Source organism: Georgenia satyanarayanai (assembly GCF_900116375.1).
GTDB lineage: Bacteria > Actinomycetota > Actinomycetes > Actinomycetales > Actinomycetaceae > Oceanitalea > Oceanitalea nanhaiensis.
In genome coordinates, this window is the sequence record NZ_UETB01000008.1 from 96,784 (window position 1) to 112,959 (window position 16,176).

The 16,176-nt window shown below is 71.4% G+C and carries 13 protein-coding genes; 6 read left to right on the forward strand and 7 right to left on the reverse strand.

The window, feature by feature from the left end:
- Window positions 1-23: 23 nt before the first annotated feature.
- From DSZ44_RS11670 to larE, 6 genes are all read right to left on the reverse strand, one after another.
- Window positions 24-1,334, reverse strand: a complete 1,311-nt coding sequence (locus DSZ44_RS11670; RefSeq protein WP_110852803.1) for a TRAP transporter large permease — start codon at window positions 1,332-1,334, stop codon at window positions 24-26.
- Complete coding sequence (locus DSZ44_RS11675; RefSeq protein ID WP_110852804.1) at window positions 1,331-1,951, reverse strand: TRAP transporter small permease; 621 nt, start codon at window positions 1,949-1,951, stop codon at window positions 1,331-1,333. Before DSZ44_RS11675 ends, DSZ44_RS11670 begins: the two co-directional genes overlap by 4 nt.
- A gap of 38 nt (window positions 1,952-1,989) precedes the next feature.
- Window positions 1,990-3,009 (reverse strand): TRAP transporter substrate-binding protein, encoded by a 1,020-nt coding sequence (locus tag DSZ44_RS11680; protein WP_110852805.1) that lies wholly within the window; start codon window positions 3,007-3,009, stop codon window positions 1,990-1,992.
- A 231-nt stretch (window positions 3,010-3,240) separates the two neighbouring features.
- Window positions 3,241-4,260, reverse strand: a complete 1,020-nt coding sequence (locus DSZ44_RS11685; protein ID WP_110852806.1) for a TRAP transporter substrate-binding protein — start codon at window positions 4,258-4,260, stop codon at window positions 3,241-3,243.
- A 71-nt stretch (window positions 4,261-4,331) separates the two neighbouring features.
- The gene (larB, locus tag DSZ44_RS11690; RefSeq protein ID WP_110852807.1) at window positions 4,332-5,009 is read right to left on the reverse strand and encodes a nickel pincer cofactor biosynthesis protein LarB; all 678 of its coding nucleotides are present in this window, start codon (window positions 5,007-5,009) and stop codon (window positions 4,332-4,334) included.
- Window positions 5,002-5,856, reverse strand: a complete 855-nt coding sequence (gene larE / locus DSZ44_RS11695; protein ID WP_110852808.1) for an ATP-dependent sacrificial sulfur transferase LarE — start codon at window positions 5,854-5,856, stop codon at window positions 5,002-5,004. Before larE ends, larB begins: the two co-directional genes overlap by 8 nt.
- Before the next feature lie 104 nt (window positions 5,857-5,960).
- On the opposite strand from larE, the gene DSZ44_RS11700 reads away from it, so the two are divergent.
- The 4 genes from DSZ44_RS11700 to DSZ44_RS11715 all read left to right on the forward strand — a co-directional run bounded on the left by DSZ44_RS11700 (window position 5,961) and on the right by DSZ44_RS11715 (window position 11,829).
- Window positions 5,961-6,992, forward strand: a complete 1,032-nt coding sequence (locus tag DSZ44_RS11700; protein ID WP_110852809.1) for a LacI family DNA-binding transcriptional regulator — start codon at window positions 5,961-5,963, stop codon at window positions 6,990-6,992.
- A 96-nt stretch (window positions 6,993-7,088) separates the two neighbouring features.
- Window positions 7,089-8,540 carry an NADP-dependent phosphogluconate dehydrogenase gene (gene gnd / locus DSZ44_RS11705; RefSeq protein WP_110852810.1) on the forward strand — a complete coding sequence of 484 codons (1,452 nt, stop codon included), beginning with the start codon at window positions 7,089-7,091 and terminating at the stop codon, window positions 8,538-8,540.
- A 243-nt stretch (window positions 8,541-8,783) separates the two neighbouring features.
- A complete protein-coding gene (locus DSZ44_RS11710) occupies window positions 8,784-11,408 on the forward strand; it encodes a glycoside hydrolase family 3 protein (protein WP_110852811.1) in 2,625 nt (874 codons plus the stop codon).
- 124 nt (window positions 11,409-11,532) lie between these two features.
- Window positions 11,533-11,829, forward strand: coding sequence for a glycosyl hydrolase family 28-related protein (locus DSZ44_RS11715; protein ID WP_181424621.1), 297 nt, complete (start codon window positions 11,533-11,535; stop codon window positions 11,827-11,829).
- 79 nt (window positions 11,830-11,908) lie between these two features.
- Here the strand turns inward: DSZ44_RS11715 and DSZ44_RS11720 are convergent, their stop codons facing one another.
- A complete protein-coding gene (locus DSZ44_RS11720; RefSeq protein WP_110852813.1) occupies window positions 11,909-13,225 on the reverse strand; it encodes a nickel-dependent putative hexonate epimerase in 1,317 nt (438 codons plus the stop codon).
- Window positions 13,226-13,367: 142 nt separating this feature from the next.
- Between DSZ44_RS11720 and uxaC the strand changes: the two genes are divergently transcribed.
- Both uxaC and DSZ44_RS11730 read left to right on the forward strand, forming a co-directional pair.
- On the forward strand, window positions 13,368-14,798 hold the full coding sequence (uxaC, locus tag DSZ44_RS11725; RefSeq protein WP_110852814.1) for a glucuronate isomerase: 1,431 nt from the start codon (window positions 13,368-13,370) through the stop codon (window positions 14,796-14,798).
- Window positions 14,795-16,174, forward strand: coding sequence for a mannitol dehydrogenase family protein (locus tag DSZ44_RS11730; RefSeq protein ID WP_110852815.1), 1,380 nt, complete (start codon window positions 14,795-14,797; stop codon window positions 16,172-16,174). The genes uxaC and DSZ44_RS11730 overlap by 4 nt, the downstream gene beginning before the upstream one ends.
- Window positions 16,175-16,176 lie beyond the last annotated feature (2 nt).

The following is a 16,176-nucleotide window of genomic DNA, read 5'->3' on the forward strand; positions in this document are numbered from 1 at the left end:
GGGTGCGACGGGGACCGGTGGTGCTACATGAGCCCCATCGTCTGCGGCAGCCACAGGGAGATCTGGGGGACGAAGACGACGACGAACAGCGCCAGCAGGATGGCCAGGAGGAAGGGCCACAGCTTGGTGATGACCGGCTCGATCCGCAGGTTCGCGAGCCGGGCACCGACGAAGAGCACGTTGCCCACCGGCGGTGTGATGACCCCCAGCGACAGGTTCATCACGACCATGGCGCCGAAGTGGACCGGGTCGATGCCGAACTCGGTGACGATCGGCAGGAAGATCGGCACGAAGATGAGGATGGCCGGTGTCGGGTCCATGAAGGTCCCGACGACGATGAGGATGACCATCATGAGGATGAGGACGACGACGCTCGAGTCGGTGAAGCCGAGCACGGCGTCGGAGATGATGTCGGGGATCCGGGCGAAGGACATGACGAACGACAGCGCCGTCGACACGCCGACGAGCAGCATGACGATGGCGGTCGTGCGGCCCGCGTCGAGGAGGATGCCGGGGAGCTCCCGCACCTTGATGGTGCGGTAGAGCGCCGAGAGCAGGAGGCAGTAGACGACGGCGATCGCCGCGGACTCCGTGGCCGTGAACTGACCGCCGAGGATGCCCCCGACGACGATGACGATCATGAGCAGGGAGGGGACCGCGCGCCAGATGATGCGCAGGCCCTGTCGGACGCTCACCCGCTCGGTGGACTTGAGCTTGCCGGGCTGCTTGCGGGCGTAGAGGTAGACGACGACCATGCAGGCGATCGCCCACAGGAGCCCGGGGAACAGGCCGGCCATGAACAGCGCCGCGATCGAGGTGCTCGAGACGAGCGAGTACACGATGAACGTGTTCGACGGCGGGACGAGCATGCCCGAGGGTGCGGACGCGACGTTGACCGCTGCGGCGAAGCGCCGGTCGTAGCCCTCGGTGACCATGCGTCCGTTCATGACGTTCCCGACGGCGGCCGCAGCGGCGACTGCCGCGCCCGACACGGCGCCGAAGAGGGAGTTCGCGACGATGTTCGTCTGGGCCAGCGAGGCGGGCATCCGGCCGGTGAGGACCTTGGCCGCGTCCACGAGCCGGGCGGCGATGCCGCCGTTGTTCATGATGACGCCGGCGAGCACGAACAGCGGGATCGCGAGCAGCGGGAAGGAGTTGATCCCGGTGAACATGCGCTGGGCGGTGACGAGCACGGCCTGCTCCATGCCCAGGAGCGGGATCGCGGCGAGGAAGGTCGCGCTCCCGATGACGATCGCGATCGGCACGGAGAACACGATGCCGACGACGACGCCGAGGAGAAGGATGAGTCCGGCGAGGGTTGCGGGGTCCATCATGCCTCCGTCTTCGGGCCGGCCGGGGAGCTCCCGGGGCTGTCGGGGGTGTCGGCCGACTGGACGAGCAGCGGCTCGCCACCGAGGCGGTCGGCCTGGATCTGCGGGTTGGCGGCCAGGGCCTCCTCGCCCTCGAGCTCGAGGTAGGGGGAGCGCGTCCCCCGGACCAGGCCCTGGACGTAGTACACGGCGTAGAACGCGATGAGCACGCCGGAGATCGGCAGGGCCAGGTACATCTGGCCCAGCGTGAACGGCAGGGCCGAGAGGTTCTGCAGCCAGGCGTTCTCCGCCGCGCGCCAGCCGCCCCAGACGAGCACGACCACGGCGAAGGTGAGGACGATCAGCTGGACGACCACTGCCAGCACCGTCTCGGCGCGCGGCGGGAACTTCCGGGCGACGAACTCGACCGCGATGTGGCCGCGCTCGCCGAAGACGAACGCCGCGGCGAACAGGCCGAGCCACACGAAGGTGAGGCGGGCCCCCTCCTCGGTCCACGTGCTCGGGTCACCCAGGACCTGGCGGCTGAAGACCTGCCAGACCACGATGACGACGAGCAGCGCGAAGAGGACGACGGTGATCCAGTACAGGACCGTGTCGAGGACCTTCTTGGCGCTATCCACGATTCACCTCCAGTTGTGTGTGTGGCTCGGCCGGTTCATCAGCGTGCTGCGGCGCGCGCCGCGTCGAAGAGCGCCTGCTGGGACTCCGTGGTGATGAACTCCGCGGCCAGCGCCTCGAGGGGCTCGGCGAAGGCGGCGTCGTCGACCTCGGAGAACGTGGCGCCGCCGGCCGTGGCGCCGTCGATGGCCTCCTGGGTCGCCTCCGCCCAGAGCTGGGTGTGCTCCTCGTGCGCGGCGGTCCAGCCCTCGTCGAAGGCGGCGCGGTCCTCCTCGGACATGCTCTCGAGGAGGTCGGTGTTGATGATCATGTAGTCCAGGCCCACGAGGTGGTTGGTGTAGCTCCAGTAGGGAGCGACCTCGTAGTGGCGCTGGGTGAAGTAGGAGACCTCGTTGTTCTCGGCCGCGTCGACGACGCCGGACTGCAGACCCGTGTAGAGCTCGCCGTACGCCATCGGGGTGCCGGCGCCGCCGAGGGCCTCGGCCATCGCGATGTGCAGCTCGGACTCCTGGACGCGGAGCTTCTGGCCGGCGAGGTCCGCCGGGGTCTCGATCGGGGCGCTGCTGTACACGGAGCGGGCACCCTGGGTGAAGCCGCCGAGGACGGTGATGTTGTTCGACTCCTCCAGCGAGCTGTAGAGGTCACCGGTGATCTCGGGGTCGTGGATGACGCTCATCTGGTGGTCGACGTCGTCGAAGACGCGGGGGAGGTTGAAGACGACGAAGTCCTCGTTGAGGTTCTCCAGCTGGGTGCCGGAGACGATGGCCATGTCCACCGAGCCGTCGGAGACGAGCTGGAGGGCCTCGGCCTGGGCGCCGAGCGTCTCGTTGGGGAAGACGTCGATGTCCCAGCCGCCCGTGTTCTCCTCGAGGTAGCTCCCGAAGCTGTCGAGCGCGATGTAGGAGGGGTGCTCCTCGGTCTGGTTGAGTGCCAGGCGCATGCTCTGGCCCTCGCCGCCACCGGCGGACTCGCCGCCCTCGTCGCTCCCGCCGCAGGCGGCGAGGAGCAGGGTCGCAGCAGTCGCTCCGGCGATGACCACGGTGTTCTTCCGGTGCCTCATGGCGTGTTCCGTCCTTCGGTCTGAGTGACCTCGTCGTCCGGCGCTGCGCAGTGCAGTGTGGGGGAGGGGTCCAGCCTCTGGGCTGGGCGGCGCTGCCGTGCCTCGTCGTGAGGCGTGCCGGCCGACGGGGGGTCCCGTTCGGGTGGCCTCATTCACTCAGGTCGGGGCCTCGGGCACGCAGCGGTTGCCACCAGTTGCCGTCCGTGACCCCGCCGTGACAGGCCCGCCTCCTCAGTCCGCTGACTCGGCCGACGCAGCCCGTGCCGCGTCGTAGATCGCCCACTGCTCGTCGGTGGTGAGGAAGCGGTCGGCCAGCGGCTCGAGCGCCTCGAAGAAGACCTCGTCGTCGACGTCGTGGAAGGTCGCGCCCCCCGCCTCAGCGGTGGCGACGGCGTCCTGGGTGGCCTGCAGCCACAGCTCGACGTGCTCGGCGCGGGCCAGCTCCCAGCCCTCGTCGAAGACCGCCCTGTCCTCCTCGGTCATCGAGGCGAGCATGTCGGTGTTGATGATCATGTAGTCCAGGCCCACGAGGTGGTTGGTGGAGCTCCAGTGCGGCGCCACCTCGAAGTGCCGTTGCGAGGCGTAGGAGACCTCGTTGTTCTCCGCGGCGTCCACGACGCCGGACTGCAGGCCCGTGTACAGCTCCCCGTAGGCCATCGGGGTGGCGGAGGCGCCCAGTGCCTGCGCCATGGCGACGTTGAGCTCGGACTCCTGCACCCGCAGCTTCTGGCCGGCGAGGTCCGCGGGCGTCTCGACGGGCCCGTAGGTCGTGTAGACACTGCGTGAGCCCTGCGTGAAGCCGCCGAGCACGGTGACGTTGTTCGTCTCCTCCAGCGAGGTGTACAGGTCCCCGACGATGGCGGGGTCGTGGACCACACGCATCTGGTGGTCGATGTCGTCGAAGGTCGTCGGCAGGTTGAGGGCGATGAAGTCCCGGTTGAGGTTCTCCAGCTGCGGGCCGGAGACGATCGCCATCTCCACCGAGCCGTCGGAGACGAGCTGCATCGCCTCGGCCTGGGCGCCGAGGGTCTCGTTGGCGTAGACGTCGATGCTCCAGCGTCCGTCGGTCTGCTCCTCCAGGTGGTCGCCCCAGGCGGTGAGCGCGATGTAGGAGGGGTGGGACTCGGTCTGGTTCAGGGCGAGGTGCAGGACGTCGCCCTCGTTGGTGCCCGGCTCGAGCGAGGGGCTGCAGGCCGCGAGGGCCGTCAGCACCAGGCCGGCGGCGGCAGCGGTGGTGAGTCGTCGGGACATTCCGTGTCTCCCCCTCGGGCACAGGCCCGTTCATCGTCGATTCTCGCCCATCGGCGTCGTTCGTGCGCCCCTCAGGAGGAGGCGATCTGGGCGGCCAGGTGGCCACCGCCGTAGCCGTTGTCGATGTTGACGACGGCGACCCCGGGGGCGCAGGCGTTGAGCATCGACAGCAGCGGTGCGACGCCACCGAAGGCGGCGCCGTAGCCGACGGAGGTCGGCACGGCCACGACCGGTGCGCTCACCAGTCCGGCGACGACGCTCGGCAGGGCGCCGTCCATCCCCGCGGCGACGACGACGACGCGTGCCGAGCGGAGGAGGTCGAGGTGCCCGAGCACCCGGTGCAGGCCGGCCACGCCGACGTCGACGACGAGCTGGGTCCGCCGGCCGAGGTAGCGGGCGGTGAGCTCGGCCTCGCGGGCCACGGGCAGGTCGGAGGTGCCGGCACTGACGACGACGACGAGGCCACCGGTGGGCTCCGGCGCCGCGGCAGGCCAGGCCACCACCCGGGCGACCGGGTCGTGGTGCGCGTCGGACAGTGCGGCGAGGACGGCGGCCGCCTGCTCGGGCGTCGCGCGGGTGAACAGGGTGGGCGTACCGGCCGCCGCGACCTCGGCGGCGATGAGTGCGACCTGCTCGACGCTCTTGGGCTCGCAGAGCACGGCCTCGGGGTAGCCGCGCCGGGCGGCGCGGTCGTGGTCGAGGTGGGCGATGCGGGCCAGCTCGGGGCCCGGCTCCCAACCCTCAGCCACGGACGGAGACCAGCGGCAGGGTGAAGGCCCCGGACTGGATGCCGCGCAGGTCGAGGGCGGCGAAGCGGAAGCCGGCGTCGCGCACGGCGCCGTCCACCTCCTCGCGCCGCTGGACGGCGGTGAGGAGCTCCTCGGGCAGCAGCTCGATCCGGGCGACGTCGCCGTGGTGGCGCACGCGGCAGTCGGTGAAGCCGAGACGGCGCAGGGCTGCCTCCGCGCGGTCCACCTGACGCAGCTTGTCCGGGGTGACCTCCTCGAAGTGCGGGATGCGCGAGGCCAGGCACGGTGCGGCGGGCTTGTCGGCGACCGGCAGGGCGAGGGCCCTGGCCACCTCCCGGACCATCGCCTTGGTCATCCCGGCCTCGGCCATCGGGCGCAGCACGCGGTGGTCGGTCGCGGCGCGTGAGCCGGGGCGGTCGGGCCGCTTGGCGTCGTCGGCGTTCTCGCCGTAGGCGACGGCCGCGAGACCGAGCTCGGCGACGAGCTCGTCGGAGATCCGGGTGAACAGCTCGTCCTTGCAGTGGAAGCAGCGGTCCGGCCCGTTGGCGCGGTAGGCCGCCGACTGCCCCTCGTGGGTCTCGATCTCGACGACGCGCGCCCCGATGACGGCGGCGGTCTCGTGGGCCCGCGCGCGCTCGTCCGTCGCGAGGCTGGGGGAGACACCGAGCACGGCGACGACGTTGCCCGCCCCGAGGGTGCGCACGGCGAGGGCGAGGAGGGTGGCGGAGTCGACCCCGCCGGAGTAGGCCACGCCCAGCGGTGCGTGGCCGGCGAGCATCTCGGCGACCGTTGCCGCGGCCTGCGCCGCCGGCCCGGTCAGGCCCGGTACCGCCGTCGTCGTCGTCATGGAGCTGCTCCTTCGTGCAACGTGGGCTGTCAGTGTGGACAGGCCGGGCAGCGCCGTGGCAACTCGTTGCCACTGGTTGCCCTGTGACCTTACCGTTGGCCGCTATGGACAGCGAGGGAGGCGGCGACACCGGTCGTGCGCCGACGATCTACGACGTCGCGAAGGCGGCCGGGGTGGCGCCGTCGACGGTGTCGCGGGCCCTGGCCCGGCCCGGGCGCGTGAGCGCGGCGACGGCGGAGAAGGTCCGCGCCGCGGCTGCCGCGCTCGGGTACCGGCGCTCGTCGGTGGCCCCCGTGCTCAGCACGGTCAACACGCGGATGCTCGCCATGGTCGTCGCGGACATCGGCAACCCGCTCTTCGTCGACGTCATCCGGGGCGCGTCCGCCGCCGCGGAGGCGGCCGGCTACACGATGTTGCTCTTCGACGCCCAGGAGTCCTACCTCCGGGAGCGGGACGCCGCCTCGACGTTCCTCGGCGCCGTCGACGGGCTCGTCCTCACCAGCCCGCGGCTGTCCGACTCCGGCATCCGAGCCATCGCCAAGCAGCGGCCGGTCATCGTCCTCAACCGCGTCGTCAGCGGGCTGCCGAGCGTGCTCACCGACGGGGCGCGCGGGGTGCGCCGCGCGGCCGAGCACCTCGGGCAGCTCGGGCACCGGGAGATCACCTACGTCGCGGGTCCCGAGGCGTCGTGGGCCGACGGCGTGCGGTGGCGCGGGCTGGAGGAGGCCGGCCTGGAGCTGGAGCTGCGGGTCCGCCGCATCGGTCCCAACTCCCCGACCGTCGAGGGCGGGGCCAAGGCGGCCCGGCGGTGGGCGCAGAACCCGAGCACCGCCGTCGTCGCCTTCAACGACGTCATGGCCGTCGGCTTCGTCCGTGGCCTGCGCGCCCTGGGGGTGTCGGTGCCCTCCGACGTGAGCGTCGTCGGCTTCGACAACAGCCGCACCGGTGCGCTCACCGTCCCCGCGCTCACCTCCGTCGCCTCGCCGCTGTCCCTCCAGGGCGCCACGGCGGTGCGCAACCTCATCGCGATCATCGGTGGGGCACGGTCGAGCGAGCAGCCCGTCGTGCTGCCGGTCAAGCTCGTTGCACGGGACTCCACCGCCCGGGTGGGCAGGGGCCGGCTGATGCGGTCCTGAGGCGTGGCAACTCGTGGACACCACTGCGGGCGGGCGCGGGCCTGCCGCCATACTGGGGGCCGTAGCCTCACAAGCCGCCGACGAAAGGACCAGCACGTGACTGACAACAAGGCGACTGCCTCCGCGCAGATCGGAGTCATCGGACTCGCCGTCATGGGCAGCAACCTCGCCCGCAACCTGGCACGTCACGGCTACACCGTGGCCCTGTACAACCGCACCTTCGCCAAGACCGAGGAGCTCGTCTCGGCCTACGGCGACGAGGGTACCTTCGTCGCGTCGCAGGAGCTGGCGGACTTCGTCGCCAGCCTCGAGCGCCCGCGCAAGATGATCATCATGGTCAAGGCCGGGGGCCCGACCGACGCCGTCATCGAGTCCCTCATCCCGCTCCTGGAGGAGGGGGACATCATCGTGGACGGCGGCAACGCCCACTACGAGGACACCCGCCGCCGGGAGGCCTACCTCCGCGACAAGGGCCTGCACTTCGTCGGCGCCGGCATCTCCGGCGGCGAGGAGGGCGCGCTCAACGGCCCGAGCATCATGCCCGGTGGTCCGGCCGAGTCCTACGTGACCCTCGGCCCGATCCTCGAGGACATCTCCGCCAAGGTCGACGGCGAGCCGTGCTGCACCCACATCGGCCCCGACGGCGCGGGCCACTTCGTCAAGATGGTGCACAACGGCATCGAGTACGCCGACATGCAGTTCATCGCCGAGGCCTACGACATCCTGCGTGCTGCCGGCCTCGAGGCCGGCGAGCTCGCCGAGGTCTTCACCGAGTGGAACACCGGGGACCTGGACTCCTACCTCATCGAGATCACCGCCGAGGTGCTGCGCCACGTCGACGCCGAGACGGGCAAGCCGTTCGTCGACGTCGTCGCCGACGCCGCCGCCCAGAAGGGCACCGGGCAGTGGACCGTGCAGATCGCGCTCCAGCTCGGGGTGCCGGTCAACACGATCGCCGAGTCCGTCTTCGCCCGGTCCACCTCGGGCCACATCGCGCTGCGTGAGGCCTCCCGCGCCGCCCTGCAGGGTCCCGCCCGCGCCGCCGTCGACGCCGCCGACCGCGCCGCGCTCGTGGAGAACGTCCGCCAGGCGCTGTGGGCCTCGAAGGTCGTCGCCTACGCCCAGGGCCTGGACCAGATCCGCACCGCCTCCGAGGAGTTCGGCTGGGACATCGACATCGCGGGCGTGGCGAAGATCTGGCGGGCCGGCTGCATCATCCGGGCGCGCCTCCTCGAGCGGATCCGCTCCGAGTACGCCGCCCACAACCTCACCACCCTGCTCGAGGCGCCCTCCGTGGCCGCCGGGCTCGAGTCGAGCCAGGACGGCTGGCGGGCCGCCGTCGCCCACGCCGTCGCCAATGGTGTGCCGGTGCCCGGGTTCTCCGCGGCGCTCGCGTACTACGACACCGTGCGGGCCGAGCGCCTGCCGGCGTCCCTCGTCCAGGGGCTGCGCGACTTCTTCGGCGCGCACACCTACAACCGCGTCGACCGCCCCGGTGTGTTCCACACCGAGTGGTCCGGCGACCGCAGCGAGAGCGACCAGGGCTAGTCCCTCCCGCCTCCTCACGGCCCCGTCGAGCACCCGCTCGGCGGGGCCGTCGGCGTTCCTCGGCCCGCTGGTCTGGACAGGCGGCAACATCCGGCAACTCCTCGTGAGGTGTCGGGGGCCACAGCCACGATCAGCCATGGCCGACGGGCGCGGGGACGCGCCGTCGCCGGCCGGCTCGCGCAGAGGCGCGACGCCCCGTCGATGACGACATCGTCAACGACGACGTACACATGAGGAGGAAGAATGTCTCGAAGCCCACGTGTGGGGCTGCGGACCGCTGTGGCCGTCGCCGCAGCGGCGCCACTGGCACTGACGCTCACGGTCGGTGCCGGTGCGGCGACCGTCCCGGGCGAGATCGAGCAGCCCGTGCTGGAGATGCGGTCGGACAAGGAGCTCATCGAGGTCGAGGGCTACGAGTTCCGCGACCTCAACGGCACCGGCGAGCTCGACGCCTACGAGGACTGGCGCCTGCCGGTCGAGGACCGGGTCGCCGACCTGGTGGCGCGGATGTCGCTCGAGGAGAAGGCCGGGCTCATGCTCATCGACACGCTCAACGCGGCGTGCATCGACGGCGTGCGCGGCGCTGTGCCGGAGTCCGCGGACAACTTCATCAACTCCCAGCACATGCACCGCTTCGTCTTCCGCAACACGGTGACCGGTCCGGAGGACGCGGAGTGCGGCGAGTCCGGTGGTGGCTTCCGCGCCTCGACCTCCGTGACACCGGGCGAGGCCGCGAGCTTCACCAACGCGGTGCAGGAGATGAGCGAGGCCACGCGTCTGGGCATCCCGGCACTCTTCAAGTCCAACGCCCGCAACCACATCGACCCCGACGCCCGCGCGGGCATCAACGAGTCGGCCGGTGCGTTCAGTGCCTTCCCCAAGGAGGCCGGGATCGCGGCCGCCGCGCTGGGCGAGGAGTCGCTCGCGACGGGTGAGGCACCGACGACGGGCGACATGTCCGTCGTCGAGGACTTCGCCGGTGTCATGGGCGAGGAGTGGGCCTCCATCGGCCTGCGCGGCATGTACGGCTACATGGCCGACCTGTCCACCGAGCCGCGCTGGTACCGCACCCACGAGACCTTCACCGAGGACGCCGAGCACGCCGCGGCGATCATGGAGACGCTCGTGCAGACCCTCCAGGGCCCGGTGCCCGAGGACGGCAGCACCCACGGGCTCGCCCTCACGCCGGAGACCCGGGTGGCCCTCACCCTCAAGCACTTCCCGGGCGGTGGCCCGCAGGAGCTGGGCCTGGACCCCCACTACTCCTTCGGCAAGGCGCAGGTCTACCCCGGCGGCTTCTTCGAGGAGCACATGCTGCCCTTCGAGGCCGCGATCGACGCCGGCGTCTCCTCGATCATGCCGTACTACGGCGTGCCCGTGGACGTGCCGGAGGTCGGTGGCGAGGGCGACTACCCGCTCACCGGCTTCGCGTTCTCCGACTCGATCGTCAACGGCCTGCTGCGCGAGCAGCTCGGCTTCACCGGATACGTCAACTCCGACACCGGCATCATCAACGACCGTGCCTGGGGCCTGGAGGACGCGACCGTGCCGCAGCGCGTCGCCGCCGCGATCAACGGTGGCACCGACACCCTGTCCGGCTTCAACGACGTCCAGACGATCATCGACCTCGTCGAGCCGGCCGAGGGTGAGCCGCTCGTCTCTGAGGAGCGCGTGGACCTCGCCGCCGAGCGTCTGCTCGAGCCGATGTTCATGATGGGCCTCTTCGAGAACCCCTACGTCGACCCCGCCGTCGCCGACGCGACGATCGGTGCGGAGGCCAACCGCGAGGTGGGCCTGGACCTGCAGCGCAAGTCCCTCGTGCTCCTGGAGAACGAGGAGACCGAGGAGGGTCCGGTGCTGCCGCTCCAGGAGGACTCCGACGTCTACATCCTCGGTGACTTCACCGAGGAGACCGTGGCCGGGTACGGCTTCGACGTCACCGACGGGAACGTCGAGGAGGGCGAGGAGCGCCCGAGCGCCGAGGACAGCGACTACGTCCTCATCTCGATGACGGCGCGAACCAACGCCGGCGACTACGTGAGCAACAGCCCCGAGTCCGGGCTCGACCCCGAGAACGGCGTCAACCCGAGTGTCATCGACGGCGTCCCCGGTCTCGACGGGGAGAGCCTGTGGGGCGCGGCGGACGCCTGCGTCACGCAGGGAGCCGAGAGCTGCACGGACAGCGGCCTGCGCTTCGGCGGCTCCTACCCGTGGGAGTCGAGCATCCTCGACTTCACCGGCATGGAGGCGGCCGAGTCGTGGGAGGTCGTGCCCTCGCTGGACACCATCCAGCAGGTCATGGCCGAGGTCGACGACCCGAGCAAGGTCATCCTCCACGTCTACTTCCGCCAGCCCTACGTCCTGGACGAGGAGAGCGGCCTGCGCGACGCCGGCGCCATCCTCGCCGGCTTCGGCATGAGCGACACCGCGCTCATGGACGTCCTCACCGGTGACTACGCGCCGCAGGGCAGGATGCCCTTCGCGCTCGCCGGCACCCGCGAGGCCATCCTCCAGCAGGAGAGCGACACCCCCGGCTACGAGGAGACCGACGACGGTGCCCTGTACCCCTTCGGGTACGGCCTCACCTACGCCGCGGACGTCGAGGAGCCCACGACGCCCGAGCCCGAGCCGACGACGCCGGTCCCCGAGCCGACGACACCGGACGACGACGGCACCACCCCGCCGGTGACCGACGGCGACGACACCGACGACACCCCGTCGCCCGCCGCCGGTGCGGACGACACGGCCGACGGTGACCTCGCCCGGACCGGTGCGCCGGTCACGGTGCTCGCACTCGTCGCGGTGACCGTCCTGCTGCTCGGCACGGCCCTGGTCCTCCAGCGTCGCTTCGGTGGCGCCCGAGGCTGACCCCCAGCCACGCGCCGAGCCGCACGTGCGCCGAGAGCCGGATCCCTCGCCGGAGGGGTCCGGCTCTCGGTCTTCCCATCACTGCTCCCCGGGTTGGCAGGGCGCCCCGACGCCGCGGCCCCCCGTGACGGTGAACGTCACCCGGTTCGGCGCCGTCGGCGACGGCACGACCGACGACGTCGCCGCCTTCAACGACGCGGTCCGCACCGTCGGCGAGCAGGGCGGCGGCGTCGTCCTCGTCCCCGCGGGGACCTACCACCTCAGCGGGCCGGTGTGGATGCACTGGTCGAACGTCGTGCTCCGCGGCGCGAGCCGCAGCAGCACGGTGCTGCACTTCTCGCGCCCCCTCAAGGACGGCTACCGGGTCACCGCCCGCGCCGTCCGCGACCTCGACGAGGCCCAGCGCCGCCACCGGAGCTGACCGAGTAACAACTCAGCGCTCGGCGAGAGGGGTAGTCGGACGCCCCCGCCCCTCCCGCCGAGCGCTGAGTTGTTCCCGGTCAGGCGTCGTGCAGCTCGGTGTCGCGGTTCTCGAGCTTGTCCCGCGTGGACCACAGGCCGGCGGACGGGGTGGAGATGTAGAAGACCCGCTCGCCGTCGGGCATGGTGTTCCAGCCGTCCCTCATGACGGCCGGGTCGTAGCGGCGCAGGGCCTCCTCGACGTCCATGTACTGGTAGCCGACGGACTCGATCTCCTCCTTGCTCAGCTGGCCGGGCGCGTAGGTGATCGTGAAGCGGCCCTCGCTGGAGCCGTGGACGAGGTGCGCGGTGCCGTGCGGGATGTCCTGCATGTCGGCCTGTGTCCGGTACAGGTCGATGACCTCGGCCTGGGACAGGTAGCCGTAGGTGCGGATGAGCTCGTCGACCTCCGGCTGCTCACCGAAGCGCTCGACACCGGGGGCGATGACGAGGAGCTCGCCGCCGTCGGCGATCGCCATGCGGGTGCGGTAGACCGCCTTGTTGGCCACCCACGTCGCGCGGAACTCGTCGGCCTGCATGACGGCGACGATCTTGTCGGCCGGCTCGTCGAAGAGGGTGAAGTTCTGCTCGCGGGAGGCGCGGGCGGCGTCGTAGTAGGTCTCGACGTCGTCACCGACGTAGACGCCGGTGTGGGCGAGGTTGCCGTCGTCGTCGTAGTCCATGACGACCTGGAGGTAGACGTCGGGCAGGTGGCCGAGGAAGTGCTCCTCGGCGTAGTTGAAGCAGGCGCGCACCGGGGTGAGGAGGTTGCCGAGGTTGTTCTCGATGCCGTAGACGGCCGAGGCCATGTGCGAGGCGCCGAGCAGGCGCTTGCCACCGAGCCCGATGAAGTAGTTCTTGTTGTGGTTGGCGAAGCCGAGGACCTCGTGGGGCACGACGTGGCCGACGTTGACGATGAGGTCCCACTGCTCGGTGACGAGCATGGTGTTGAGGTCGACCGGCATCTCCCAGTCGACGGCGCCGCCGGTCTTCTCCCGCACGAGCTCCGCGGGCACCGTGCCGACGTTCGTCACGCCGTTCTTCCAGTCGTGGGCGTGGATGCGCTCCTCGGGGATGGAGCCGAACATCCACTCGTTGTCCGCGCGGGTGTGCGGGACGTGCTGCCCGAGCGTGGGGATGACGTGCACCTCGGTGCCCGCGGCGTCCAGCCGGTGGTAGAGGTACTCGGTCATCCAGCCGGTGCCGGAGTGGGCCCGGGTGAGGTCCGGGGGCAGGAGCAGGACCCGGCGGTACTCGGCGATGCCGAGCCGTTCCTTCGCCTCGTCGAGCAGCCGGTCGCACATTGCCTCGATCTGGGGCCGGGAGATGAACCGGGCCTCCTCCTTGAACCACGTCATGGCTCGACGGTAGCCCTGCTGCGGGTCGGTGGTCGGCTGGGAGGGCGTGGAACTGGCGGTGTGGTGGCAACCGCTGGCAACCTGGTGGCAAGCACTGGCAACTTCATTGCCGACCGTGGGGGGTGTCGCGACGATGGGCGCCATGAGCGCTACGCAGGCGTCCCTCGACGTCCACCCCGACCGCCTCCTCCCGACGCAGCCGGAGGTGCGGGACGTGGCTCGCCGGCTCTACGCCGCGACGAAGGACCTCCCGATCATCTCGCCCCACAGTCACGTGCCCCCGCAGTGGCTCGTGGACAACAAGCCCTTCGCGGACCCTGCCTCGCTGCTCCTCACCCCCGACCACTACGTGCTGCGCATGCTCCACGCGGGCGGCGCCGAGCTCAGCGACCTCGGTCGCGGGCCCGACGGGCCGGTCGAGCTGGACGAGGCCGCCGCCCGCAAGGCGTGGCGGATCCTGTGCGAGAACTACCACCTCTTCCGCGGCACGCCCGTCAAGTACTGGTTCGACACGACCTTCGTCGAGGTCTTCGGCATCACCCAGGTGCCCAGCGCCGAGACCGCCGACGCGATCTACGACCAGGTCGCCGAGGCGCTCACCCGGCCCGAGTTCCTCCCGCGCGCGCTCTTCGAGCGATTCGGCATCTCGGTCCTCGCCACCACCGACGACCCGCTGGACGACCTCGCCCCGCACCGGGCGCTCGCCGAGGACCCCACCTTCTCCGGACGCGTCATCCCGACCTTCCGGCCCGACCGCTTCCTCGAGCTCGCCCGCCCGGGCTGGGCCGACCTCGCCCGCGAGCTCGGTGAGGTGGCCGGCGTCGACACCGGGGACTACGCGGGCTACATCGCCGCCCTCGAGAACCGGCGCCGCTACTTCAAGGAGCACGGCGCGGTCTCCTCCGACCACTCCCACCTCGACGCCGGCACCCAGCCGCTCGACCTGGCGGAGGCCGAGCGGATCTACGCCGCCGCCCTGCGCGGGGAGGTCACCGTCGAGGAGGGGCGCGCCTTCCACCGCCACATGATGAGCGAGACGGCCCGGATGGCGACGCAGGACGGCCTGGTCATGACGCTCCACCCCGCGGTCTACCGCAACCACGACACGGACAACCTCGAGCGCTACGGCGCCGACGCCGGCTCGGACATCCCAGTCACGGTCGAGTTCACCAAGGCGCTGCAGCCGCTGCTCGCCCGCTACGGCAACCACCCGAACCTCACCCTCGTCGTCTTCACCATCGACGAGACGGTCTACTCCCGCGAGCTGGCCCCCATGGCGGGCTTCTACCGCTCGATGCACGTGGGCGTGCCGTGGTGGTTCATCGACGCGCCCGAGGCGATCCGCCGCTTCCGCGGTGCCGTCACGGAGACTGCCGGCTTCTACCGGACCTCCGGCTTCATCGACGACACCCGGGCGTTCCTGTCCATCCCCACGCGCCACGACATGTCCCGCCGCCTGGACGCCGCGTACCTCGCCGAGCTGGTCGCGCAGCACCGGCTCACCGAGGATGAGGCTCTGGCCACCGCCAACGACCTCGTCACCACGATCCCGAAGAAGGTGTTCAAGCTGTGAGCGAGCGACTCAGCCGCCGGCCCGACGAGGTGGCGCCACCCGTCCGGATCGCCCACATCGGTCTGGGCAACTTCTTCCGCGCCCACCAGGCCTGGTACACGATGCACGCGGCCGACGGCGCCGGCTGGGGCATCGCCGCGTTCACCGGACGCCGCCCGGAGGCCGCCCGCGCCCTGGCCCCCCAGGACGGGCTCTACACGCTCGTCGTGCGCGGCCCGGAGGGGGACGAGCTGGAGGTCGTCACCTCGGTCAGCGCCGTCCACGCCGCCGCCGACCACGCCGCCTGGCTCGAGTACCTGCGCGACCCGGCCGTCGCCGTCGTCACGACCACCGTCACCGAGGCGGGCTACCTGCGCGGCCCCGACGGCGGGCTGGACGTCGACGACGCCGACGTCCTCGCCGATGTCCAGACCCTGCGCCGCGACCCGGTCGCGCCGGTCGCGACCGTTCCCGGCAAGATCGTCGCCGGGCTCATCGCCCGCCAGGCGGCCGACGGTGGGGCCATCACGGTCCTTCCGTGCGACAACCTGCCCGGCAACGGCGAGGTCGTCGGCCGCGTCGTGCGGGACCTCGGCGCCCTCATCGACCCGGACCTCCTGCCGTGGATCGACGAGAACGTCGACTTCGCCAGCTCGATGGTCGACCGCATCACCCCGGCCGTCGGCCCGGAGACGGCCGAGCTCGTCGAGCGTGAGCTCGGTGTCACCGACGCCGCGCCCGTCGCCACGGAGCCCTTCAGCGAGTGGGTCGTCGCCGGGCGCTTCCCCGCCGGCCGTCCGCAGTGGGAGACTGCCGGCGTGATGCTGGTCGACGACGTCGAGCCCTACGAACGCCGCAAGCTTCTCCTCCTCAACGGCGCGCACTCCCTCATGGCCTACGCCGGGCCGGTCCTCGGCCACGAGACCGTGGACCAGGCCTTCGCCGACGAGCAGGTCCGCACCTGGGTCGAGCGTCTGTGGGACGACGCGGAGGCCGGCCTCGACGTCCCGGCCGAGGACGTCGCCGCCTACCGTGAGGCGCTGCGCGAGCGGTTCTCCAACCCCCGGATGCGCGACGTCCTCGGCCGCATCGCCGCCGACGGCTCCCAGAAGCTGCCGGTGCGGCACGTCCCGGTGCTGCGGGCCGAGCGCGGCGCCGGCCGGCTGCCGCAGGGCGCCGTCGTCGCCGTCGCCGCCTGGGTCGCGCACCTGCGCGGTGCGGGCGTGCCGGTCAGCGACGTCGCCGCCGAGCGGTGGCAACGGCTGGCGGCCGGTGACGACGAGCAGGCCGTGCGCAGCGTCCTCGGTGAGCTCGCCCCCGACCTCGCCGACGACGCCGAGCTGCGCGCCGCCGTCGTCGACCAGGTTCGTTCCTTCGAGTCCGGCACGGAGCGCTGAGC

Excerpts from the sequence above, each read along its gene's own strand:
- DSZ44_RS11670 (WP_110852803.1), bottom strand. The coding sequence starts at position 1,334 with ATGATGGACCCCGCAACCCTCGCCGGACTCATCCTTCTCCTCGGCGTC.
- DSZ44_RS11680 (WP_110852805.1), bottom strand. The coding sequence starts at position 3,009 with ATGAGGCACCGGAAGAACACCGTGGTCATCGCCGGAGCGACTGCTGCG.
- DSZ44_RS11685 (WP_110852806.1), bottom strand. The coding sequence starts at position 4,260 with ATGTCCCGACGACTCACCACCGCTGCCGCCGCCGGCCTGGTGCTGACG.
- larE (WP_110852808.1), bottom strand. The coding sequence starts at position 5,856 with ATGACGACGACGACGGCGGTACCGGGCCTGACCGGGCCGGCGGCGCAG.
- DSZ44_RS11700 (WP_110852809.1), top strand. The coding sequence starts at position 5,961 with ATGGACAGCGAGGGAGGCGGCGACACCGGTCGTGCGCCGACGATCTAC.
- DSZ44_RS11710 (WP_110852811.1), top strand. The coding sequence starts at position 8,784 with ATGTCTCGAAGCCCACGTGTGGGGCTGCGGACCGCTGTGGCCGTCGCC.
- DSZ44_RS11720 (WP_110852813.1), bottom strand. The coding sequence starts at position 13,225 with ATGACGTGGTTCAAGGAGGAGGCCCGGTTCATCTCCCGGCCCCAGATC.
- uxaC (WP_110852814.1), top strand. The coding sequence starts at position 13,368 with ATGAGCGCTACGCAGGCGTCCCTCGACGTCCACCCCGACCGCCTCCTC.